The organism is Shewanella sp. SM29 (assembly GCF_025654245.1).
GTDB classification, from domain to species: domain Bacteria; phylum Pseudomonadota; class Gammaproteobacteria; order Enterobacterales; family Shewanellaceae; genus Shewanella; species Shewanella oncorhynchi.
In genome coordinates this window covers 45,693-66,908 of record NZ_JAKKRN010000025.1, presented here as the reverse complement: position 1 = coordinate 66,908, position 21,216 = coordinate 45,693, and the positions used below count along the sequence as shown (strand labels likewise).

Below are 21,216 nucleotides of genomic sequence, written 5' to 3'. Positions count from 1 at the left end.
GGAAATCTGTCATTCCAAGGCGCCGCTATAAGAATACACCTCAAGAAAGAGTCGATTGGTGCTTATATCGGTATCGACATTTAGTGGAGAATGCTTTTGGAAGAATTAAGCACTATCGAGCAATATCAACAAGATATGACAAGCTAGCAAGAAATTACGCCAGTATGGTGTCACTGGCGTTTATGTTAATGTGGCTGCCGATGTATTGCTGAACAACATTTGTACAGCAAAGATCAACAGACCCTAGTTCAATCGAAGCAAAACTGCGCTCAAGCGAGTAAGGTCTGCGCGCGTTTAAGGCTATGAATTTCGGCGGGATCTTGGGTTACCTCAAGCACATTTTCAATCTGTAATACCAGTGAACGCCACAGAGGCTCGATAATATCCGCCTCTTTTTTATTGGCATTTTGCCGTGCCAGTTTAAGTAAAGCCGCAGATCCAACGACATCAATTCGTCCTAAGATACCGTCGGCCAGTGCCATACTCAGCTCAATCATCGCAGGCACACTGTGGCTATATTTTATCACTTGGCGCAAATAATCCTCAGCTTGAGTCAAATCACTGCCAAAGGCATTGTCATCATTGAGCATATGTTGCGCCCGCGTGAGCATAGCATCGAGTTGTCCTTGCTCGGCAGCTTCGGCCATCCAATGCTCACTGGCAATCATATCTCGAGTACAACCATCTCCATTGGCAAGCATTAATGCTAAATGATACTGGGCATGGGGATAACCTGCTTGCGCGGCTTTGCTTATAAAATGATAGGCTTGAGTTAAGTTCTTTTGCTGGTAATGCAACACTCCTAAATTCGCCATCGCTTCAGTTTGCTCGCCATCTGCCGCACCTTGTAAATATTGCTGTGCTAACTTGCTGTCGGGTTGAAACGACTCACTGCCTACAAGATAAAAATATCCCAACAACGCCATCGCATTGACCACACCTGCTGCTGCTGCAGTGGCAATGATCTGTTCACCTTTAGCCACTTCTGGCGCGCCTTGATAACCGTGGATCAGTGCTACGCCATGCTCATGTAAGGCTTCCATGTGCTTAGGTGCCGCAAGGGAAAACCAATAGGCCGCTCGGGCAAAACTGTCAGCAGCGCTAATGTGAGAAATGGTATTTAGAGGTGAAACTATGGATAAATCTTGGCTTGATATAGCTTCGGCTTCAGCCACAAGTTCTTGCTCTTTGAGCAGTTCTTGTTCTTTCAGTATCAAAGCCTTGGTCTTAAACGATATCCCCACCAAATACTGCGCTTGCGGGTCATCTTCCATCACCGCGCGGTAGCATAAGTCCCTCACCGTCATTGCGTCAGTCGCTTCATAACAGTAGTCAGGGGCAACTCGACCTTTAACCTTAGGATACAAGTGCTCGACTAAAGTCAGGACATCTTTAATGGATTTTTGCGCTAGCGCGAGTAATTGTTCTTGGGTGAGATGGTATTTCTCAGGATGAGCGCCGCGGTTACCGTCGGCACGCAATCGATGCAGGGCACGAGTGGTCTTCACATCAATCACGCGCCGCTGATTTAGCTGTTCGATCCTATCGTATAAATTCGGACTCGAAAACGCGATTTGCTTATCTTGCCCCAGTAACTCTGTAAGTTTATGGGTAAAACTGCGAATGTGTAGCAGCGACTGTGTCGGTACATCCTGCACATAGCTTTTAGCCTTGAGGTAATCATCACTCAAGGAGACCGAAAAATCGTGGATAAACTCACTATCCTTAATGACTGTTTTCGTCCCCATGAGTGATTCCCTGCAGGCTGAATTGATGTTGCACTATTCGACGCTTGGTTTTTTCGACACCATATATAAGCGGAACAAAGCGACGTTAACGAATAATCCAATAAAAGACATAAAAGTATCCGCTAACATTTGCACAGGTAATCCGCCCATGGACGCTAACCCAGAAAGCTGGCTACCTATGACTGAGAGTGGTAAATATAACATCAATAATGCAATGGTTTTCAGTACGATAGGGCCACTAAAACTAAAACTACCCTTAATCGCTTCTAGCGGTGTTAAGCGCTCAACCACAACCATAAAGTTCACATAGGCTAAACGCGCAAAGAGATAGAAGCTAATTACCAATCCTACCAGCCACACAGGACCGAAGGCGGCAAACAGCATCACTGGTGCTAAAATCGCTAGACCAGAAAACACCCCAGCCAATAATAATGGTGGAACAAAAGGTAAACTCGCCTTCAACACCACTCCCGCTGAAGGACTATGCCCTTGTGAGCGCAGTTCTAAAAACAGAGTCAAAGCGGCAATTAATACCGAAAAAGTAAGTAGTAACAGCATCATGGCGATCATATGCGGCGCGCCAAACTGTGGGTTTTCTAGATCAACTTTACTCATCTCTATACCAAGCCATAACTGGATCCCCACTTGGATCAAGAGTAATGGGATCGTCAGCATAGCGAGTTGCGCCAGATGATTACGGAAGAAGTTATAGGCTTCTGACAAAATTGCGGATAGTGACATGCGACTTTCCAAATAATTGAAATGAATTAACACTTAGAATTGCCGCTAAGGATACCGAAAATCCCTTGGCAATGCACAGTAGAAATCACCAGTGTGAACCGTAAATCACAGAAAACTACTGCAACAAAAGTGACAAACCCGCTAAACTGTCCAGCGAACTCGTGCGCAAACCATCAAAGGACGCTTCCATATGAAACACACTCTGACCTTCTCTATCCTCCTCAGCACTTGTATTTTAGCGGCGCCCGCCAGTGCAGGCTGGTTAGATAACTTGGCAGGAACTCAAGCCAAAACTGAAAAAGCGACCACTACAGCAGCGGCTACTCAGTCGAATGATTTAGTTGGTAGCGTCATGTCACAATTGGGTTTAAACCAAACTCAAGCCGAAGGTGGCTTAGGCAGTTTATTAGGCTTAGCGCAATCAAGCCTAGGAACAACCGACTACTCAAAACTGGCTGCCAGCATTCCTAATGCCGATAGTTTGCTCGCCGCTGCGCCTAAATTGGACTCAAAATCGGGTGTTTCTGGCTTATTATCCAAAGCGGGTGATTTAGGTTCATCACTGCAAGGCAGTGCTATGGTATTAGACGCCTTTGAAAAATTGGGTATTTCTAAAGATCTAGCAATGCCAATGATCAACATAGCTAAGTCTTACTTAGATACCAATGGCACTGAAGGCACCTCAGACTTACTGGTGAAAGGCCTGAACTCGCTACTGTAATTCAGTCTTACCTCACCCTAAGCAATACAAGGTTTAGGGTGAACTTTCACTTCCCAATCGACTCTACTTTATATTCCCTCCAGCATGAGAACCGCCAAATATGATTGCGAAATTAAGACGATTTTTTGAAGCTCATACTCAAGCAGTCTCCCCTGAAGACAAGGCACATCAACTTAAACTGGCCGCAACGAGTATGTTACTTGAAGTCGTGTTTGCCGATGAGACCTTAACGGCAGAGGAAGAAGCCTTATTACCTAAGCTGCTAACCGATACCTTATCAATGTCAGAAGTAGACGCTAAGATACTGATTGATGAAGCTAAAAGCGTACAAGGCAGCGCGACCTCACTCTTTGAATTCACCTCAGCCATTAACGCTGAATTTAGCCTAGCGCAAAAGCAGCAATTGTTGCTCGCAATGTGGCAACTGGCCTACGCCGATGGCCAGCTATCCCAATATGAAGACCAGATCATTCGACGCACCGCCGATTTGTTGCACCTCAAACACAGCGAGTTGATCCAAATGCGTAATCTTGCCATAGCTGCAACCCAACAAACTGGCTAGCCACATCCACTATTCAATCAAAGTGCAAATCAACAAAAGCCCATAAAAAAGCGTGAATGCGAAACACCCGTTCCCCATTCACGCGATTGCTTTCTTAAGACTAAATTGATATCGCTCTTTGGCTAAAAATATTTTTACTGCCGCCCTACTCACCAAAACACTAAGCTAAACAAGCTCCTAAGCTAACGCTTTACCGATTTCATATCCCGAACCGTGTAATTCAGTCAACTTAGTCCTTAGCCCGCCCATCTCCATCTTCAATCCTTTCTTAGTCGCTAATTGAGATAACCAACTGGTTTTTTCATCATCCTCAATCGTATCCCACTCATCTAGAACTTTGTAAGATAAGCATAATAACGCAGCAAGTTTTGAAAATGGGTTTGAATCCTTAGGGTGGTCTTGATACAAAATGCCTTGCACTAACGCTGGTGTAAACTTCCAATTTTTCGCTAGTAATGCGCCAATATCAGGGGAATCATATCCAAGTAACTCGCGCTCAAACTGATGCTTATCTTTACCCTGCGCCACAGCTTCGGCAATTTTCGCCGCATCTTCAGGCGATACTGCCGCAATCAATAGATCGCCAATACGATGTAAGATACCGCAAGTAAAAGCCTCTTCTGGGACTGCGCCACAACGCTTTGCCATTTCTTGGCTATAAAGAGCAATCTCAAAGGTTTGCCCCCAAAACTGGGCTAAATCTATTCCTTCACACTTAGGGACGGCACCAATCACCGCCGATGCTAGCACTAAGGTTCGTAGGGTTTGCATCCCAAGACGCACAACAGCTTCATCGATAGTGCCAACCTCTCGACTGCGTCCATAGTGGGCACAGTTAGCAAGGCGTAACACCCTAGCGCTAATTAAGGGATCGTGTGAAACTTTAGTGGCAATGCTTTTTACTGTCGCATTGTCATCATTGACCGCATCTAACAATTCACTGATCGCCTTAGGTAACCTAGGTAACTCATCGACACGATTGAGCAACGCAGCTGAATCCATATTTATTCTCCTTCCGTATGAATGATCAAAATATAGAACACAAGTTATCGCCTCGCTCACCGAGATACATTAAATATCAGTAATGTGCAGTCCTTCGGCAACAAAGCTTGGCGGCCATCAGACTTAAGGTTTACCTCTTTATTTCATTCAATTTAATCGCACTCAATCATATCCAGTTTCGAAATCCACTAAGCCACACAAAAAAGCCCCAAACTCTTATGACAATAAAGAGTTCGGGGCTTTTTTAATTAACCCATCATGTTGATTTAGCCCCAGAGGGTGCGAATATTACTCAGGTAACGCCAAACTTTGTTTGCGACTAATATGGGTCTTTTGCCACCACAAAAATGGCGCGACCACTAAGATCAACACAAGCACGTAGGACATACTTGCACCTAGGGCAAAACCTAATACTAAGCAAAACGCACAACCCAGCGCCACCAGCGGCCAATTGTGCCGTGGTAATAACTTAGCGGCAGCGAGCATAGCCATCAAATAGATCACCACAAATACGCCGTTGCTCCATGCAATAAGGTGCTCTAACTCTTGCCCGGTAAAATAAGTCAGTACGATAACGCTTGCCATCACAGATAACAGCGCAGCAAGTGCTCGAATAGGTACACCATGAGCATTCTTAACGGCAAAGAAGCGCGGTAAAATGCCTTCACAACTAAAACTCCAGACCAGACGTGCCGCACTGGCCGCATACACGTTAACGGTTGCCAATCCACTTGCGATACCTAACACACCGATCACTTGTGCGCCGTAACCACCGAGCAGTTGGTCAAACACGCCGATCATGGCGACACTTTTATCTGTCGGCACTAATAGCAGTAAAAGTGTACAAGCCACATAAATCACGCCCACCAGCACTGTGCCCATCATCATAGCGGGGATCATATCCTGCTGCGGACGACGAAAATCATCGGCAAGATGGGTCATAGCTTCTATACCCAAGAAACTCCAAAAAGCGATGCCAGCGGCAATCATCACGGTCGGCATTTCAGGCATACCATGGCTAGCAAGTGTCGTGAGATGACCTTGCTGAAAACTACTCGCACCAAACAAGACCACAACAACGGCGACAATGCAAAGTGTCAGGCCAAATTGCAGCTTAGCCGACACTTGGATGCCTCTTAAATTAATCAGAAACAAGCCAAAAATCACGAGTATTTCAACACCAACCTTGGACCAACCCGATATCGGTATTAAGGCATTCACAAACTGAAAGGTCATCAAAATCGCGGCCGGCGCCCCCATGGGCACAACCAGTAAAAAGATCAGTCCAATTGTTCGACCAGCAGTGCGACCAAAGGCTTTTTCGACAAAGTAAGCGGGGCCTGCGGCATGGGGAAATACACTCGCTAAACGACCAAAGACCAGTGCCACAGGAATAATGGCCAAGGTCAACAAGATCCATGCGACTAAGGCGCCAGAATGCGCTTTTTCAATAGTCATCTGAGGCAAAATAAATACCCCTGTACCGAGCAAAGTGGTCGCCATTAAACCCGCACCTTGCCAACGACCTATAGTTCCGCTATTTGAATTCATCTGTTAATATTCTGTGGTTTTTGAGCTGTCAGTATAATGAGATTTCGCCCTACAATCTGCCGTTAATTTCAGTGTTCTCCACGTCCAATACCGGCAAAATCGCGGCAAATAACGTTATTTCCATCAAAATGACGGCCAGCTTAAATTTTGGTAAAATTTTAAGCAAAAATACTCAGCAAATTCTGTGGTTATTCAAACCAATGGCAAAATAACACACAGATTCAATATAGCCATTTTCACAGGAGTCACCCTTGGATAAATTCGATACGGCCATCATTCATAGTTTGCGTCAGGATGCGCGCCAGAGCGTGTCGAATATCGCTGAACAGGTCAATCTATCCCGTAGTGCGGTTGCCGAGCGCATAAAAAAGCTCGAACAAACTGGAGTGATCCGTGGCTATCAAGTGCTCTTGAGTGAGTCGCAAAAAGAAGGAGTATCGGCTTATTTCGAAATCCAGCATCAATGTCCACGTTGCGCCGACGTGGTACACGTATTCCAAGCGATTCCCGAAGTAATTACCTGCCGTGGTATTTCTGGTGATATGGATTTACTCGTGTACGTGCATGCGCCCTCGATGCGCCGCCTGCATGAGATCCGTGAGTATATCGACACTCACACTGACATCATCAAGATCAAAACCCATGTGGTAATGAGTGAATGGATTAATAACCTCGGCGAGTAAATCGTGCCTCCCTAAAACAAGAAACGCCACCCTTAGGAATAAGGTGGCGAGGCCCGTTTGGAGGCAGGGCAAAATATTGAAGTGTAAAATATGGCATCCTTGCCCAGCGACCTCCCTGTTACACAACCAACCGCGGCTAGACTTAACCCTTGAGAGCTCAGCCAGCGCCGCAAGGGCCTCATCTACAATGTTTTCCTTTGACATTGTTTCCGCGATCCGTCGATTCCATTGATTATTATGATTTTTTCGTCATTAATTAACGGTACGCCTTAAGCAATCGTCATTTGTCCTGTATAGAGTATGAAGTTACGTAGCAGTAATACCCCGATCAAGCTCAAGCAAGCCGTCCCCGCCACATAGGCCCATTTCCGTTTAGATGTCGCCGTCATAAACAGATTCATCGCCAATGGTCCAGACAAACCGAGTCCAATAATACCAAGCCAGAAAATCCATCCCCAGAAGCCATACCCTAAGGCATTAAAGGCGGCTATTTTACTCTGCCCACCTGTTAGCACTAAGCCCATAAAGAAGGTAAAAATCAGCACGATTTCAACTAAAATCAGTGGGATTTCAACCTTGTGGATAAAGTGCACCTCTTTGTCATTAGGTTTGCCATTCATCAACACGCCACCGAGTAAAGATGATGCCGCACCGGAAGACAAACCAGATGCCAAAAACAGCAGAGGTAACACAGGATTTTTAAGCATGGGATAGCCTGGCAAGGCCGAGAGCAGGAAGCCTGTATACGCGCCCAATGCCAAGGATAGAATCACGAGCAATCCTGTAATTGTCGCTTCAAATCGAGCCAATAATGCGGTCAACTTAAGCACAATAGGAAAGCGTGTTTCACACCAAGCATCAACAGGTTTACGGAAGGTTAAACCAATCCACATAAACATGAATACTTGGTAAATCAGCAGAATAAGCACGCCCATCGACATGACAGATTTAGGGTTGTAGAACACCAAAATCTTCCAAAAATCGAGAGGTTTAGTTAAGTCTGCGACCAATATCCCTAACCCGGCCATCACAGCTACAGGCGCGACAATACAAGCGGCTCGCACAAAACCAGACTGATAGGCGTTTTGCTTCAAAACAAAATGTTTCAACAGTACGGCGAAGAACATGGCTCCCGCAGATACACCTGCTAAAAACAGGTAAATTGCAATCGGCCAATGCCACACTAAGGTATCAAAATGTAGGGCACTCATAGTATCACCTCCCCTGATTTTGCAACGATACGGAACAATTTAGGTCTCGTTCCAAGATCAACCTTAGTGCGCTGGGTTGGATTAGACCGCAGAACTTGAACAACCTCAGAAGTCGGATCTTTTAAATTACCGAACACGAGTGCCTTTGTTGGACAAGCAGCAACACAGGCAGGTTGTTTACCTTGAGCTAGGTTAGTTTCTCGGCAGAAATCACACTTATCCGCCGCATGGGTGACAGGATTAATAAAACGGACTTGATAAGGACAAGCTGCAATACAGTATTGGCAACCTACGCATTTCCATGCATCGACAGAAACGATACCCGTTTCTTTATCAATAAATGCAGCTCCAGTTGGACATACATTTACACAGGGCGCGTCTTCACAATGCTGACAAGACTTGCGACTAAAGTGATAAAACTGATTAGGGTATTCGCCAAAGGGACCCGCTTGCTTAATTTGAAGCCTAGACACACCTTCGGGTACATTATTCACTTCACGACAAGCCACCTCACACGCTTGGCAACCTATACACTTAGTTTCATCATGAATAAGTGCATATTTGACATCAGGTTCTGCTTTAACACTATCCGATGCATTCACTGTGGCGAGTAATGATGCACCTGTAGCGCCGGCAAATAAGGCACAGGTGCCTTTTAGAAATCTTCTTTTTGAATTTTCCATAACCTTACTCCTGCTTGCCAGTGTGGCAACTGCTACATAGCTCACTGCGAACCTTCGGCGTCATATCCGCCATTGGATCCGTTGGGCTATGTAATTTATGGCAGGCGGCACAAGGCACTTTTTGAGCATGTACGTTATGCGTCCAATCTGCTCCACTGAGTTTTTTCTTGGTATGACACTTCTGACACACTCTCAGCTGAACCGTCAGATCCGACGATTCTTCCATACCAAAGACCACCATATCATTCGGTTTCTTAGGGTGATCGCCCTTTTCTCCATGACAGGAAGAACAGCTCATTTTCATCGCATCTTGACCATGATGCCCTAACATTTGACCATTACGCTTGTGACACTTCATACAAGCATCACTGTTAATTTGATTGGCTGGCTCAGCACTCATTGCAGAAAAGCTTAAAAGCAACGCAGCAGCACCTAAGCGTAACGACCACAGCCATTGTCTTTTGGACATAGGAAGTCCTCACATTTATCCGTAGGAAGGTAAAGAAGGGGTCGAGTTCGGATAATTCCGAACCCGACGGTCAAGATCACACAGCCAAGGCTTGCTTAAGACTCTGAGTATCCCACTGTTTATGCTGGTTCATTTCAATGAAACTGATATTGAACTTGCTAAACAGTTTTTTCAGTGGTGAGTTAGTTTCTTTGCCAAAATCACTGATCACCATTTTCACTTCAGATGAATCATGGTCGATCAATACATAATCGAGTCGGCATTCATGATTTAATTCCGTATCATGTTTGTCCATCTCAAATACAGTGTCTAATGGCACGTTACAACAAACATCGTATTTACCTTCAACAACTGTTTTTAATGATTTAAAAAAATTGAAGCTTTGTTTATCAAACAATACTGGTTTAAGTTTCATCTCATGATGTGCGGCTTCATCAGGACCTGCTTTAAAAAACTTAATGCAAGTCATGACAAACATCACAAACACGAATGGTACTGCTACGAATAGTACGAAGTACATAAACGCATAGCTGAGAATGACTGAAGTATTCATACACGCCTCCAAAAACTAATTTATTTTTTGTTATCTCCTTTAAAGCAACTTTAGTATTATTTGAAAACACTTATCTTTTCTTGACGCATGTCACACTTGCAAATAACAACTTAAATATAAACAATGATTTACACGGCTCGTCACATTGCAAAATTATGTAAATCTTAAATACAAATATTGATACTTGATAATTCAGTATTTGTATTTTAAATATGTAAATATCAGTTTTTGAAATTTTAAATTTTATGAAAAACCATTTTAAATATTAAAAATAAAACAAAAAAAACCTTTGATACACATAGATAAAATCTAGATCCAAAACTTGGGATTAGTTTCACATTAAAATTATTAATTAGCACCATAATTAGGCATTGATTTAAGTATTTTCTCAATATTAAGGAATATAAAAAATGCACATTAGTAACATGGATGGCCTCGATATTCTGAGTTTAAAAATACTTGTTTCATTATATGAGAACAAGTCAGCAACCTATGTATCGAAAGCGCTAGACATTCCAGCTCCTAAAATCAGCCGTAGCCTTAAAAATCTACGGGAAATTTTTGGTGATGAGTTATTTATTCGTCGTAAATATGGCTTATTCCCAAATGAGTTTGCTACTCATTTATATCCAATTGCAAAAGAAGCAATTGAGTGTACTGATAAGTTTCAAAAAGCCAGAATAGCAAACACTCGCCAAGTTAAGACACATGTCGAAATTGCAGCACCAGGGTTAATTGCCTACACCTTTCCTAAAGCCTTGATGCAGGCTATTAAAGAAGAGCAAAAACCCATGCACATTAATATAAACCCTTGGTCTATGCATACGACTCAAGACATTATTAATGGTGATACAACCCTAGGTATTTGTTGCAATAAAAGTGCTGCCGATGTTGCCGCCTTCGGCGATAAACTGCTAACGACTGAATTGCAACGTATGGACAAACTCTACCTGATTGCTAGCAGGCATCATCCTATTTTTAAACGGGAAATCACCCTAGAAACGATTGCGGAATACCCCTATGTCAATACGGATCTTGGTAATCCCAGCACCAAATTGAGTCCATACCAAGAGTTTTGCATAACGAATGGCATTAAACTCAATACTGAAATTACCATTACCAGTATTTCAAGTTTGTTTGAATATCTAGGCGAAAGTAATGCAGTCTCCCTATTGCCTTATCGGATAGTTTACGAAATGGTGAGCGATATTCCTGAACTGCATACGTGTCAACTATCGCAGTATGAAGCAGAACGTTTATATGCAGATACAGAAACCCCAACGATTTTCTTAGTGCAAAAAAATCAGCCTAATGCAATCAATGAGGACTTGAAATGGTTAAGCGGAGAGATTAAAAAAATCGTCGATCGTATTATCTAGCCAAGCAAATAGCTCAACATATCCAAACAATAAACCACCGATACACGAGGTGACAGGCATCCTCTGCCTTAGCTTAGGCTCCACCTCAGCCCCCATGCGATCCACTCGAGAATTGTTAAACCAAGCATACATCTTGGAGCATAAACACGTTACACTAAGCCCATCTTTATCCTAATAGATTCAGCTATGCGGACCGAAAATACAGCCACTCTTAATCTTATTTGGGGCGCCCTTATTCTTGAGGAGTTAGCACGTCTTGGCGTGCAACATGTGTGTATGGCGCCGGGCTCGCGCTCAACACCGTTAACCCTCGCCGCCGCCCAGCAAACTAAACTCCAGCGTCACTTACATTTCGACGAGCGTGGGCTCGGCTTTATGGCCTTAGGTCTAGCCAAAGCCAGCCGCGCACCGGTCGCCATCATTACGACCTCAGGCACAGCAGTCGCCAACTTGTACCCTGCCATTGTGGAGGCGTGGCTGACCCATGTACCTTTAATCGTCTTAAGTGGCGATCGTCCGCCAGAATTACTCGGCTGCGGTGCCAATCAAGCCATAGTCCAACCGGGAATTTTTGCGAATTACGCCACTCAAGTGAATTTGCCAACACCGGATACACATATCGCACCGCAGGCGTTGCTTACCACAGTGGATGAAGCAGTGGCGAATCAAACTCGTCCAGTGCACATCAACTGCATGTACCGTGAGCCCTTGTATCCGAGTGAACTCAGTGGCGCGATTCTCGATGCCGAATCACCCTACCTCAAACCATTGCAAACTTGGCTGCAGCTCGCACGCCCGTATACCCAATACGGTAAGAGCAAACAGGTGAGCAGCCCAAGTGACGATGCCATTATGCGGTTCGTCCACGGTAAAGGGGTGATCGTTGTCGGCACTCTCACGCCTGAACAAGATCCACAGCAACTAATTGCCCTATCGCAAAAAATCGGCTGGCCATTACTTACTGATGCCCAGTCGCAACTGCGTCAGCATCCCGCGGCGATAGGTAATATTGATCAACTGCTGCAACATCCAAGGGCGCGTAATCTATTGCAGGAAGCGGATCGTGTACTCGTATTCGGCGGCCGTTTATTATCAAAACGCTTGATAGGTTATCTCGCCGAGCAAAATTGGCACAGCTATTGGCAGGTTTTACCAGAACAAGACAGGCTTGACCCTAGTCACAATGCTAAACACATTTGGCACGCGAATGCACAGCAGTTTGCGGCCTTAAATTGGTATCGCTCATCCTCTGCAAACTGGGCGAATACTCTAATCACCTATAACGATGAATTGCATAACTTATTTGTGCGCAATATCGACCAAGGGGAATTTGGTGAAGCACAAGTTGTGCGTGCCATCGCCAATACTCGTCCGCTAGAACAGCAGCTTTTTATCGGCAATAGCCTGCCTGTACGCTTGTACGACATGTATGCCCCTGTCAGTTGTTGTACGGCAACCACTTATACTAATCGTGGCGCATCGGGTATTGACGGATTACTCGCCACCGCCTGCGGTATTGCGGCCCATGAAGGCAAACCCACGAGTTTAATCATCGGTGATTTATCACAACTGCACGATCTTAACTCGCTGGCCATCGCTAAAGGCTTAACCAGTCCTCTGGTGATCGTGATCCTCAATAACGATGGCGGTAACATCTTTAACTTATTGCCCGTTCCCAATGAACAGGTCCGTAGCGATTATTATCGACTCAGCCACGGTTTAGAATTTGGCTACGCCGCAGCTATGTTTAATTTGCCCTATAATCAAGTGGATAATTTAGCCGATTTTCAAGATAGCTATAATGAAGCGCTGGATTTTCAGGGGGCTTCGATCATTGAAGTCAATGTAAGTCAAACACAAGCCAGCGACCAAATCGCCGAGCTCAACTTGTGGGTGAAACAAAGCTAATGCCAACCATGGCCCGTTACGGCGATCCTTCACTACCGACCTTAGTGTTACTGCATGGCTTTTTAGGCACTAAGACCGACTGGTTGCCGTTAATGCCTGCGCTAAGCCAGCACTTTCACTGTATTTGCTTAGATCTGCCGGGCCATGGGGATAACCAAAAGGAGTTGAAGCCAACCGAATTAGATGGATTTAACCAATGTGTTGAAGATGTGTTGGCACACCTGAATGGCCTTCATATTGGTCAATTCCATCTCTATGGTTATTCTCTAGGTGGCCGTATTGCTCTGCACCTTGCCAAAGCCTATCCAGAAAGACTACTGAGCCTAAACCTCGAATCCTGCCATCCTGGACTTACAGACCCGCAAGAAAAACTTGCCAGAATCAAAAATGATACCCAGTGGGCCGAGCGTTTACTGCATCTGAATAGCAAAGACTTTTTAAGCTTGTGGTATCAGCAGCCCGTATTTGCCGATATGACGGCTACCAAACGAAAAACCTTAATAGAGCATCGTTCTGCAGCATTAGATCTGCATCCTAAACTGCGGCTTAAAGAGGTATTCATAGCCACCTCACTCGCACACCAAGCATCGATGTGGGATGTACCTTTGCTGCTTACCTGTGAGTGCCATTTCTTTGCGGGCAGCCAAGATGCCAAGTTCCACGCTCTCGCCCAAGAGTGGCAATTACACGCGCCCATCCTCGTCCATAGTATTCACGGCGCCGGCCACAACATACACCAAGCTGCTCCCGAGGCATTAACCTCAAAAATAGTGAAGTTGCTAGGGTAATGACAGAATTAAAATGTAGGTAATATATGATATTAACTTCGCTTAACCTGTATCAATATCGACTACCGCTCGACGTATTATTGCCCGTCGGCAAGCAACGTATCGATCACAGAGCGGGATTAGTAATACAAGCCAGTGTCAGTGCCAGCGCTAATGTTGGTGGCGAGCATAGACAAGTCGAAGTTGAAATTGCCCCACTCTCTGGCATAGATGTCGATAAACAAGCCTTGATGGGGTTCAGCCGTGAAACACTCACTCAAGTGCAAACGGCTTTGACTGGATTATTACCCCAACTCTGCGGTCAGCATATTGATACATTGCTAGAATGCGCCGAGCAAAGTCCTTACCCTTCTTTGGCCTTTGGTTTAAGTCTGTTACATGGCAAGTTAATGGGCAAACTCGATGCCATTCGTCCACAAACGGCCACAGTCCCTTTGATTTATCATCCAACGGATGCCAGCAAAGACTTGCTCGATAGCAAAATTGCCGCCCTTAGCAGGAATGTTCGTTCGGTGAAAGTCAAAGTCGCGCAAACTTCAATCGAAGATGAACTAAGCCTGATTTATGGCATTTTACGTACCCGCCCCGATCTCAAATTGCGTTTGGACGCGAACCGAGGGTTTACACTTGAGCAAGCAATCGAATTTGCTGCTTGCTTACCCCTAGATACCATAGAGTACATTGAGGAACCTTGCCTGAATCCTCATGATAATCATGAATTTTATCAAGCAATTGGTATACCCTACGCCCTCGATGAATCGCTCAACGATCCAGAATACCAGTTTGTAATGCAAAATGGTCTGACTGCGCTTGTCATCAAACCTATGCTGCTCGGCAGTATCGAAAAACTAGCTAATTTAATCGATACGGCGCAAAGCTATGGCGTACGTTGCATTATCAGTTCGAGTCTAGAGAGCAGTTTAGGCATTAATGATCTGGCTCATTTAGCCGCGATTCTCACTCCCGATGAAATCCCTGGGCTCGATACCCTCAGCGCCTTTAGCCAAGATTTAATCGTGTCATCGGGTAAAAAATACTGCCTCACACTCGCGCAACTTGAGCCCATTGCACTACATGTCATTGATTCAACTCAACAAAATGATGATGCAGCTAAAAGTGAGGGAAACGAGTTTGTCTAATGCCAGCCTATCAAAACCGCTTGCACTGCCACCCGTGCACCAAGCTGCGCTTGCGTTTCCACAGCAAACAGCCATCAAGTTGGCGGGGGAAGACATTAGTTACTCAAAGCTTAGCCAGTGCGTTATCGCACTGGCTAAGCAGCTAAGTGCTGCGGGGATCTCAAACGGTGAGCCGCTCGCCTGTATTGCTAGCAATAATCTCGAGATGATTTGTCTCTATTGGGCCTGCATCGATATTGGAGCAATCTTTTTTCCTATCTCGCCACGTTTTCCCCTCGCTCAGATCCAAGGCTTAGTTGATCAACATCAGATCCGCTATATTTGGAGTACTGAGGTTTACGAACTACAGAATTGTCATCACTTGCGCTTAAATTTCAATCGCGTTAGCAGTGACTTAGCCCTGCCTGTCGACTTTACTCGCCCAGCTAATGTGATTTTAACTTCAGGCTCTAGTGGCTTTCCCAAAGCGGCGGTGCATTGCTTAGCGAATCATATTGCCAATGCCGAAGGTGCCCGCAGCTTAATCCCACTCGAACAAGGTGATGCTTGGCTACTCTCCTTGCCCTTATTCCATATTGGCGGTCTTGCGATATTAAACCGCTGTGCCTTAGTCGGTGCCAGTGTTGTCCTGCCAGATCAAGCGCTTAGCCTTGGTCAGCAGATTGACCAAGATCAGTTGACTCACATATCTCTCGTTCCCACACAACTGAGCAAGTTACTCGTCGATACGAGCAGCAAGCTTAAAAGTATCAAAGCCTTATTACTTGGTGGCGGCGCAGTCTCAATCGACTTACTCGAACAACTTAAGCAACGCAATATCGCCAGTTACACCAGTTACGGCATGACGGAAATGGGCTCGCAGATCACCACAGGTCACGCTTTTAGCGACGGCAGCAGTGGCAAATTACTCCCCAAGCGTGAGCTTAAAATCGAAGATGGTGTGATTTTGGTACGCGGCGCATGCCTGTTTATGGGCTATCTCACCGCGGATGGAATACAAAAGTGCGTTGAACAAGACGGCTGGTTTTACACCAAAGACATGGGCGAATGGGACGAAAATGGTAATCTGCGCATTCATGGCCGCGTCGATAATATGTTTATCTGCGGCGGCGAAAACATCCAGCCAGAAGAAATCGAAGCCGCGCTTAAACAGCACCCACAAATAGATGATGCTATCGTTTTCGCCATCCCCGATGCACAATTTGGCAGTCTCCCCGCCGCCATCATTCGCGGCAGTTTAACCCACCACCCAGAGTCGATTGCAAGTGAACTCGAATTGTTCCTCGCCGACAAAATCGCCCGCTTCAAACGCCCAAGACAGTATTATGTATGGCCAGAAAATCATGAGCAGGCAGGGCTGAAAGTAAATAGAAAAGCCTTGATAGCTAATCTTGTTAAACACTGATTTATCATCAACGTCATCAAGCCAAATTTCACCCATAAAAAAACCTGCCGCAGCAGGTTTTTTTATGGTTAAGTTACAATCATTTTACACGTGATGTGACTTAGGCTTCCATACAAGCTTTTAGCTTGTTCATGGCATTTTTCTCAAGTTGGCGAATACGTTCGGCCGACACTTGATAAGTCTCTGCAAGTTCTTGCAGTGTGGTTTTATCGTCATCTAACCAACGAGCGCGCAGAATATGCTGGCTACGTTCATCTAAGGTTTTGATAGCCGATAATAAACGACCTTGAGCATTGGATTCCCAGTTGTCGTTTTCAATATTTTCCGCTAAATCCGATGAATGATCTTCCAAATAATGGACGGGGGCAAAATCATGCTCCTCGTCTTGATCATTGGTTAAATCAAATGCCGGATCTTGCGCTGCCATACGTGATTCCATTTCGGTCACATCGGCCTTAGACACACCTAAATTTTCAGCCACCATAGTGACTTCTGCATCGCTGAACCAACCTAAGCGTTTTTTCGCTTTACGGATATTAAAGAACAACTTACGTTGTGCTTTAGTGGTCGCGACTTTAACAATGCGCCAGTTTTTCAGCACATATTCATGAATTTCAGCTTTGATCCAGTGCACAGCAAAAGACACAAGACGCACGCCAACATCGGGATCGAAGCGTTTAACCGCTTTCATCAAGCCTATGTTGCCCTCTTGGATCAGGTCTGCCTGTGGCAAACCATAGCCTGAATAGCCCTTTGCAACGTGCACTACAAAACGTAAGTGCGACATAATCAGTTGCTTCGCAGCTTGTAGATCACCAGTTTCCTGTAAACGCTTGGCTAACTCATACTCAGCCTCAGCGTCCAGCATGCTGATGCTAGTCACTGAATGGATATAAGCTTCTAGACTACTGGCGCCCTGTGGGACTGTCAGTGCCATTGATTGCGTTTGAAAGGTCATTCGCTCTCCTACATTTATCAGACTACTTAACGAGTGCATTCTTAGGTTCAACAACAAAATACCCTAAGAATAAGCTCACGAACTATCGGCTAATTGACAGAGTATGTCAACCTCAGCTCGTTTGCAGGTACCCTTTTTACCTCGCTGAAGTAGACATTGCAAGTGAACAAAAGTTCATTACTCAGCATTTTTTTCGTCACTTTTTTTAGTTTAATCGACTGATTATTATGAAGGTTCAATCGACCGTAAATGCTGACGTACAGACAAATACGAACCTAACCAACCTAAAAATGAGGCAAGTCCAACCAATTGCAGCAGTTCAATAAAAGTGAGTGATTTCATTTCAAGCTGACTGCCATACAAGCCCAACAGCTCGGCAAGAGCCGAATCGAGATACCACACTAATAAGTTAATGATAAGCCAAGCCAATATGCCACCAATGACACCATACCAAATCCCAGTGTAGAGGAATGGACGCTGAATAAAGGCTTCGGTTGCCCCAACGAGCTTCATCACTTCAATTTCGCTGCGCCGATTCATAATCGCTAAGCGAATCGTATTACCTATCACTAAGACCACGGCCAGCACGAGTAACGCGGCAATCGCCATCACAGTACGTTCGAGTAGACGCACTACCGCCTGTAACCGTTCTAACCATTCGATATCTAAACGGCCAAAGCTAATCTCAGGCTCGCGCTCTAGTTTAGTTAAGAGTTCACGGGCGCCCACTGGTGTTGAGTAACGCGGCGTAGGCGTAACGGTAATGACCGCGGGCAAAGGATTTTTATCTAAATAGGCCAAGGCCTCACCAAACCCAGATAAGCGTTGGAATTCTTCTAGCGCTTGATTTTTATCTATGTATTGCACTTTATCCACTTCGGGATATGTCCGAATGCGCGTCAGCAGGCTCTGAATCGTTTGTTCACTACGATTATCGTCGATAAACAAGGAGATCTCTGCCGCGCTGTTCCAGGAACTGGTAATGGTCTCGGCATTTTTAACTAACACTTGCAATGCTGCAGGCAAACTTAGGCTCACACCTAAGACAGCCATGGTCATCACAGAGGATATTGGGTTGCGCCAGAGTTCTCCCATGCTAGCCATTGCTTGCTGCGCATGGCGAATAAAAAACATCACAATCCGACCAGACAGAGGCAGCTTGCTGCGAGTTAATTTTGCGCTATCGCTCATTGCCCTTCACCTCTATTCGTCGGTGCACTGCGAGTGTGCACATTAGGATGCAACTCTTGTGCACCTAACATACGGCCCTGTTTAAGGGTAAAAGTGCGATATTTCATTCGTGCGATAAGACCTAAATCATGGGTGGCGATTAATACGCTGGTTCCCGCATCATTAAAGGTTTCAAACAGACGCAAAATATCCATAGATAATTTAGGATCTAAGTTACCCGTAGGCTCATCGGCGAGTAGTAAAGGCGGTTTATTCACAATCGCACGGGCAATGCCAACACGTTGCTGTTCACCGCCGGACAACATAATCGGGTTATGCCGCTCCTTGCCATATAAACCCACCATGTCGAGTGCACCCGCTACACGCTTACGGATTTCGCCATGGGAGAATCCCTCAATCACCAGTGGTAAAGCCACATTGTCGAACACACTTCGGTCCATCAATAGGTGATGGTTCTGGAAAATCATCCCGATATTGCGGCGCAAATAAGGCACATGTTTAGGGCTGACTTTGGCGATATCGTGACCGTTAATCGCGACGCGCCCCGTTGTTGCCCGCTCGATTACCGTGATTAATTTCAACAGCGTACTTTTACCCGCCCCCGAGTGGCCGGTTAAAAATGCCATTTCACCTTGCTGTAGATGAAAATTCACATCCTCCAGCGCCATTTGGCCGCCAGGATAAATCTTACTGACCTGCTGAAAATCAATCATAAATTAGCTATCCGCTTTTTCTTGAGTGAACAAGGCATCGATAAATTCTTTCGAATTGAAGGTACGCAAATCATCAATTTGCTCACCCACACCTATGTAACGGATCGGAATATTAAACTTATCAGCAATCGCAAATACCACGCCGCCCTTAGCCGTTCCATCTAACTTGCTGATGGTAATACCCGTTACACCTACGGCTTCCTGGAATAATTGTGCTTGGCTAATCGCGTTTTGCCCTGTGCTCGCATCTAATGTCAGCATGACCTCATGTGGCGTATCTGGGTCGAGTTTCTTCATCACTCGCACGACTTTCTTCAATTCTTCCATCAAGTGCGCTTTGTTCTGTAAACGACCAGCAGTGTCGGCAATCAATACATCCACTTTACGCGCCTTGGCCGCTTGCAAAGCATCGAACAACACAGAGGCACTATCGGCACCAGTATGCTGGGCAATCACGGTAATATCATTACGTTGACCCCAAACCTGTAGCTGCTCAACCGCTGCAGCACGGAAGGTATCGCCCGCGGCTAACATGACTGACTTACCTTGGCTCTGATATTGTTTGGCTAATTTGCCAATAGTGGTGGTTTTACCCACGCCATTAACGCCAACCATTAAGATAACAAATGGGCCATTAGCATTGTCTGGCACTAACGGGATAGCGACAGGATCGAGTGTTTTTTGCAACTCATCCCGCAGTAATTCATATAAAGCTTCGGCATCTTTAAGCTGCTTACGTGAGGCATGCTCTGTCAAATTCTTGATTAATCGCGTAGTGGTTTCAACACCAACGTCGGCGATTAATAATTGCTCTTCGAGTTCTTCAAACAGATCATCATCGATTTTCTTGCCGCGAAATAGGCCGATAAAACCACTGCCAATATTCTCGCTGGTACGCATTAAGCCACGTTTCAGGCGAGCAAAGAGCCCTTCCTTAACGGGTCTAGCCTGCGGCTCAGGTTGTAATTCAGCAACTGCTACAACAGCTTGCTCAGTTTCAGCTTGTTGCTGAACTAAAGCCTCTGCTTGCTCACGTGCCAGTGCTTCGCCAGCGAGTTGTTCTGCCGCTAAGGCTTCAGCAGCATGCTGTTCGGCGGCCAAACGGGCAAGTTCAGCTTGTTCCGCTGCGAGTAATTCTGCTTCTAGCTGAGCGGCAACTACACGCGCCGCCTCTGCTTGAGCTAATTGCTCTGCGGCGGCTTGCTCAACCGCTAACTGCTGTGCTGCCAATTGTTCTGCGATGCGTTGCTCTGCTTCTAACTGTGCTTCGGCTAACTTCTCTGCAGCATGCTTTTGTGCACTAAGTTGTTCAGCAGCCAAACGTGTCGCTTCAGCTTGCTGATTAGCAAAATGCAACGATTCAATTCGGGCATGCTCAAGGGCGAATTGCTCGGCTTCGGCTTTTGCCTGTGTTTGTTCGGCCGCTAACTGTTCTGCAGCCTGTTTTTCAGCATGAGCTTCGGCCTCGATGACTCCTTGTGCCTCTACTTGTTCCTGCGCTAAACGCTGTGCTGCATCAGTATCTTGTGTTGGAGTAACAACTGGCGTTTCAGCGACGACCTCATCTTGTGACTTATCTTTACGAAACCAAGAGAAAAAACCTTTCTTTGCCATGTGTGATTCCAGCGCTCTACTTCAGTATTGAATTTTGAATAAGACCCTGATGTTATACCAGATTGCCTCGGCAATTACGCCCAAAAAGTCGGCAATTAGCTAAGCTCAGTTAGCCTTCTCACCTTTTAGTGAGACTTTGATATAAAATAGCGGCCTTTATTAAGGTGGCACAGTCTACCACTTTCTTTCTTCAGGCA

Annotated in this window: 21 protein-coding genes; 9 read left to right on the top strand and 12 right to left on the bottom strand. The window is 45.5% G+C overall.

Annotated elements, in window-relative coordinates; all coding sequences use genetic code 11:
• Positions 1 to 212 (top strand): transposase (locus L5L77_RS16315; RefSeq protein ID WP_263163063.1); only part of this gene is annotated, 212 nt, incomplete at its 5' end.
• 57 nt (positions 213 to 269) lie between these two features.
• Here L5L77_RS16315 and L5L77_RS16310 read toward each other — a convergent pair.
• Complete coding sequence (locus tag L5L77_RS16310) at positions 270 to 1,748, bottom strand: DUF4145 domain-containing protein (protein ID WP_263185131.1); 1,479 nt, start codon at positions 1,746 to 1,748, stop codon at positions 270 to 272.
• A 33-nt stretch (positions 1,749 to 1,781) separates the two neighbouring features.
• Complete coding sequence (locus L5L77_RS16305) at positions 1,782 to 2,489, bottom strand: hypothetical protein (RefSeq protein ID WP_105250588.1); 708 nt, start codon at positions 2,487 to 2,489, stop codon at positions 1,782 to 1,784.
• A gap of 190 nt (positions 2,490 to 2,679) precedes the next feature.
• Here L5L77_RS16305 and L5L77_RS16300 point away from each other — a divergent pair, with 190 nt between their 5' ends.
• On the top strand, positions 2,680 to 3,210 hold the full coding sequence (locus L5L77_RS16300; RefSeq protein WP_168827259.1) for a DUF2780 domain-containing protein: 531 nt from the start codon (positions 2,680 to 2,682) through the stop codon (positions 3,208 to 3,210).
• 100 nt (positions 3,211 to 3,310) lie between these two features.
• A complete protein-coding gene (locus L5L77_RS16295) occupies positions 3,311 to 3,772 on the top strand; it encodes a TerB family tellurite resistance protein (RefSeq protein WP_263185130.1) in 462 nt (153 codons plus the stop codon).
• A gap of 177 nt (positions 3,773 to 3,949) precedes the next feature.
• On the opposite strand, the gene L5L77_RS16290 is transcribed toward L5L77_RS16295, so the two are convergent.
• Entirely contained in the window at positions 3,950 to 4,774 is an 825-nt protein-coding gene (locus tag L5L77_RS16290; protein WP_173248173.1) for an HDOD domain-containing protein, read from the bottom strand.
• A 288-nt stretch (positions 4,775 to 5,062) separates the two neighbouring features.
• Entirely contained in the window at positions 5,063 to 6,325 is a 1,263-nt protein-coding gene (gene yjeH, locus L5L77_RS16285) for an L-methionine/branched-chain amino acid transporter (RefSeq protein ID WP_263185129.1), read from the bottom strand.
• Between the two features lie 251 nt (positions 6,326 to 6,576).
• On the opposite strand from yjeH, the gene L5L77_RS16280 reads away from it, so the two are divergent.
• Positions 6,577 to 7,008, top strand: a complete 432-nt coding sequence (locus tag L5L77_RS16280) for an Lrp/AsnC family transcriptional regulator (protein WP_006079646.1) — start codon at positions 6,577 to 6,579, stop codon at positions 7,006 to 7,008.
• A gap of 269 nt (positions 7,009 to 7,277) precedes the next feature.
• Here the strand turns inward: L5L77_RS16280 and nrfD are convergent, their stop codons facing one another.
• The 4 genes from nrfD to L5L77_RS16260 form a co-directional block, all read right to left on the bottom strand.
• Positions 7,278 to 8,219, bottom strand: a complete 942-nt coding sequence (gene nrfD / locus L5L77_RS16275) for a cytochrome c nitrite reductase subunit NrfD (protein ID WP_105250593.1) — start codon at positions 8,217 to 8,219, stop codon at positions 7,278 to 7,280.
• A complete protein-coding gene (locus L5L77_RS16270) occupies positions 8,216 to 8,902 on the bottom strand; it encodes a 4Fe-4S dicluster domain-containing protein (protein WP_105250594.1) in 687 nt (228 codons plus the stop codon). The genes nrfD and L5L77_RS16270 overlap by 4 nt, the downstream gene beginning before the upstream one ends.
• 4 nt (positions 8,903 to 8,906) lie before the next feature.
• Positions 8,907 to 9,371 (bottom strand): cytochrome c3 family protein, encoded by a 465-nt coding sequence (locus L5L77_RS16265; RefSeq protein WP_105250595.1) that lies wholly within the window; start codon positions 9,369 to 9,371, stop codon positions 8,907 to 8,909.
• Between the two features lie 76 nt (positions 9,372 to 9,447).
• Positions 9,448 to 9,924 carry a DUF2726 domain-containing protein gene (locus L5L77_RS16260; protein ID WP_105250596.1) on the bottom strand — a complete coding sequence of 159 codons (477 nt, stop codon included), beginning with the start codon at positions 9,922 to 9,924 and terminating at the stop codon, positions 9,448 to 9,450.
• Positions 9,925 to 10,334: 410 nt separating this feature from the next.
• On the opposite strand from L5L77_RS16260, the gene L5L77_RS16255 reads away from it, so the two are divergent.
• The 5 genes from L5L77_RS16255 (at position 10,335) to menE (ending at position 16,543) form a co-directional block, all read left to right on the top strand.
• On the top strand, positions 10,335 to 11,303 hold the full coding sequence (locus L5L77_RS16255; protein ID WP_105250597.1) for a LysR family transcriptional regulator: 969 nt from the start codon (positions 10,335 to 10,337) through the stop codon (positions 11,301 to 11,303).
• Positions 11,304 to 11,489: 186 nt separating this feature from the next.
• Positions 11,490 to 13,211: a 2-succinyl-5-enolpyruvyl-6-hydroxy-3-cyclohexene-1-carboxylic-acid synthase gene (gene menD, locus L5L77_RS16250; RefSeq protein ID WP_263185128.1), complete on the top strand. Its 1,722-nt coding sequence runs from the start codon at positions 11,490 to 11,492 to the stop codon at positions 13,209 to 13,211.
• Entirely contained in the window at positions 13,211 to 13,999 is a 789-nt protein-coding gene (gene menH / locus L5L77_RS16245) for a 2-succinyl-6-hydroxy-2,4-cyclohexadiene-1-carboxylate synthase (RefSeq protein ID WP_263223123.1), read from the top strand. The genes menD and menH overlap by 1 nt, the downstream gene beginning before the upstream one ends.
• Before the next feature lie 26 nt (positions 14,000 to 14,025).
• Entirely contained in the window at positions 14,026 to 15,138 is a 1,113-nt protein-coding gene (gene menC, locus L5L77_RS16240; RefSeq protein WP_263223121.1) for an o-succinylbenzoate synthase, read from the top strand.
• Positions 15,104 to 16,543, top strand: coding sequence for an o-succinylbenzoate--CoA ligase (gene menE / locus L5L77_RS16235; RefSeq protein ID WP_411569238.1), 1,440 nt, complete (start codon positions 15,104 to 15,106; stop codon positions 16,541 to 16,543). Before menC ends, menE begins: the two co-directional genes overlap by 35 nt.
• Before the next feature lie 100 nt (positions 16,544 to 16,643).
• Here menE and rpoH read toward each other — a convergent pair whose 3' ends face one another.
• From rpoH to ftsY, 4 genes are all read right to left on the bottom strand, one after another.
• Entirely contained in the window at positions 16,644 to 17,501 is an 858-nt protein-coding gene (gene rpoH / locus L5L77_RS16230) for an RNA polymerase sigma factor RpoH (RefSeq protein ID WP_006079635.1), read from the bottom strand.
• Between the two features lie 225 nt (positions 17,502 to 17,726).
• Positions 17,727 to 18,692 carry a permease-like cell division protein FtsX gene (gene ftsX / locus L5L77_RS16225; RefSeq protein ID WP_113940269.1) on the bottom strand — a complete coding sequence of 322 codons (966 nt, stop codon included), beginning with the start codon at positions 18,690 to 18,692 and terminating at the stop codon, positions 17,727 to 17,729.
• A complete protein-coding gene (gene ftsE / locus L5L77_RS16220; protein ID WP_105250626.1) occupies positions 18,689 to 19,405 on the bottom strand; it encodes a cell division ATP-binding protein FtsE in 717 nt (238 codons plus the stop codon). The genes ftsX and ftsE overlap by 4 nt, the downstream gene beginning before the upstream one ends.
• 3 nt (positions 19,406 to 19,408) lie before the next feature.
• Entirely contained in the window at positions 19,409 to 21,019 is a 1,611-nt protein-coding gene (gene ftsY, locus L5L77_RS16215) for a signal recognition particle-docking protein FtsY (protein WP_263223118.1), read from the bottom strand.
• Positions 21,020 to 21,216 lie beyond the last annotated feature (197 nt).

Coding starts and splice junctions, on each gene's coding strand:
- L5L77_RS16310 (WP_263185131.1), bottom strand. CDS start 1,748: ATGGGGACGAAAACAGTCATTAAGGATAGTGAGTTTATCCACGATTTT.
- L5L77_RS16305 (WP_105250588.1), bottom strand. CDS start 2,489: ATGTCACTATCCGCAATTTTGTCAGAAGCCTATAACTTCTTCCGTAAT.
- L5L77_RS16300 (WP_168827259.1), top strand. CDS start 2,680: ATGAAACACACTCTGACCTTCTCTATCCTCCTCAGCACTTGTATTTTA.
- L5L77_RS16295 (WP_263185130.1), top strand. CDS start 3,311: ATGATTGCGAAATTAAGACGATTTTTTGAAGCTCATACTCAAGCAGTC.
- L5L77_RS16290 (WP_173248173.1), bottom strand. CDS start 4,774: ATGGATTCAGCTGCGTTGCTCAATCGTGTCGATGAGTTACCTAGGTTA.
- yjeH (WP_263185129.1), bottom strand. CDS start 6,325: ATGAATTCAAATAGCGGAACTATAGGTCGTTGGCAAGGTGCGGGTTTA.
- nrfD (WP_105250593.1), bottom strand. CDS start 8,219: ATGAGTGCCCTACATTTTGATACCTTAGTGTGGCATTGGCCGATTGCA.
- L5L77_RS16270 (WP_105250594.1), bottom strand. CDS start 8,902: ATGGAAAATTCAAAAAGAAGATTTCTAAAAGGCACCTGTGCCTTATTT.
- L5L77_RS16265 (WP_105250595.1), bottom strand. CDS start 9,371: ATGTCCAAAAGACAATGGCTGTGGTCGTTACGCTTAGGTGCTGCTGCG.
- L5L77_RS16260 (WP_105250596.1), bottom strand. CDS start 9,924: ATGAATACTTCAGTCATTCTCAGCTATGCGTTTATGTACTTCGTACTA.
- L5L77_RS16255 (WP_105250597.1), top strand. CDS start 10,335: ATGCACATTAGTAACATGGATGGCCTCGATATTCTGAGTTTAAAAATA.
- menD (WP_263185128.1), top strand. CDS start 11,490: ATGCGGACCGAAAATACAGCCACTCTTAATCTTATTTGGGGCGCCCTT.
- menH (WP_263223123.1), top strand. CDS start 13,211: ATGCCAACCATGGCCCGTTACGGCGATCCTTCACTACCGACCTTAGTG.
- menC (WP_263223121.1), top strand. CDS start 14,026: ATGATATTAACTTCGCTTAACCTGTATCAATATCGACTACCGCTCGAC.
- menE (WP_411569238.1), top strand. CDS start 15,104: ATGCAGCTAAAAGTGAGGGAAACGAGTTTGTCTAATGCCAGCCTATCA.
- rpoH (WP_006079635.1), bottom strand. CDS start 17,501: ATGACCTTTCAAACGCAATCAATGGCACTGACAGTCCCACAGGGCGCC.
- ftsX (WP_113940269.1), bottom strand. CDS start 18,692: ATGAGCGATAGCGCAAAATTAACTCGCAGCAAGCTGCCTCTGTCTGGT.
- ftsE (WP_105250626.1), bottom strand. CDS start 19,405: ATGATTGATTTTCAGCAGGTCAGTAAGATTTATCCTGGCGGCCAAATG.
- ftsY (WP_263223118.1), bottom strand. CDS start 21,019: ATGGCAAAGAAAGGTTTTTTCTCTTGGTTTCGTAAAGATAAGTCACAA.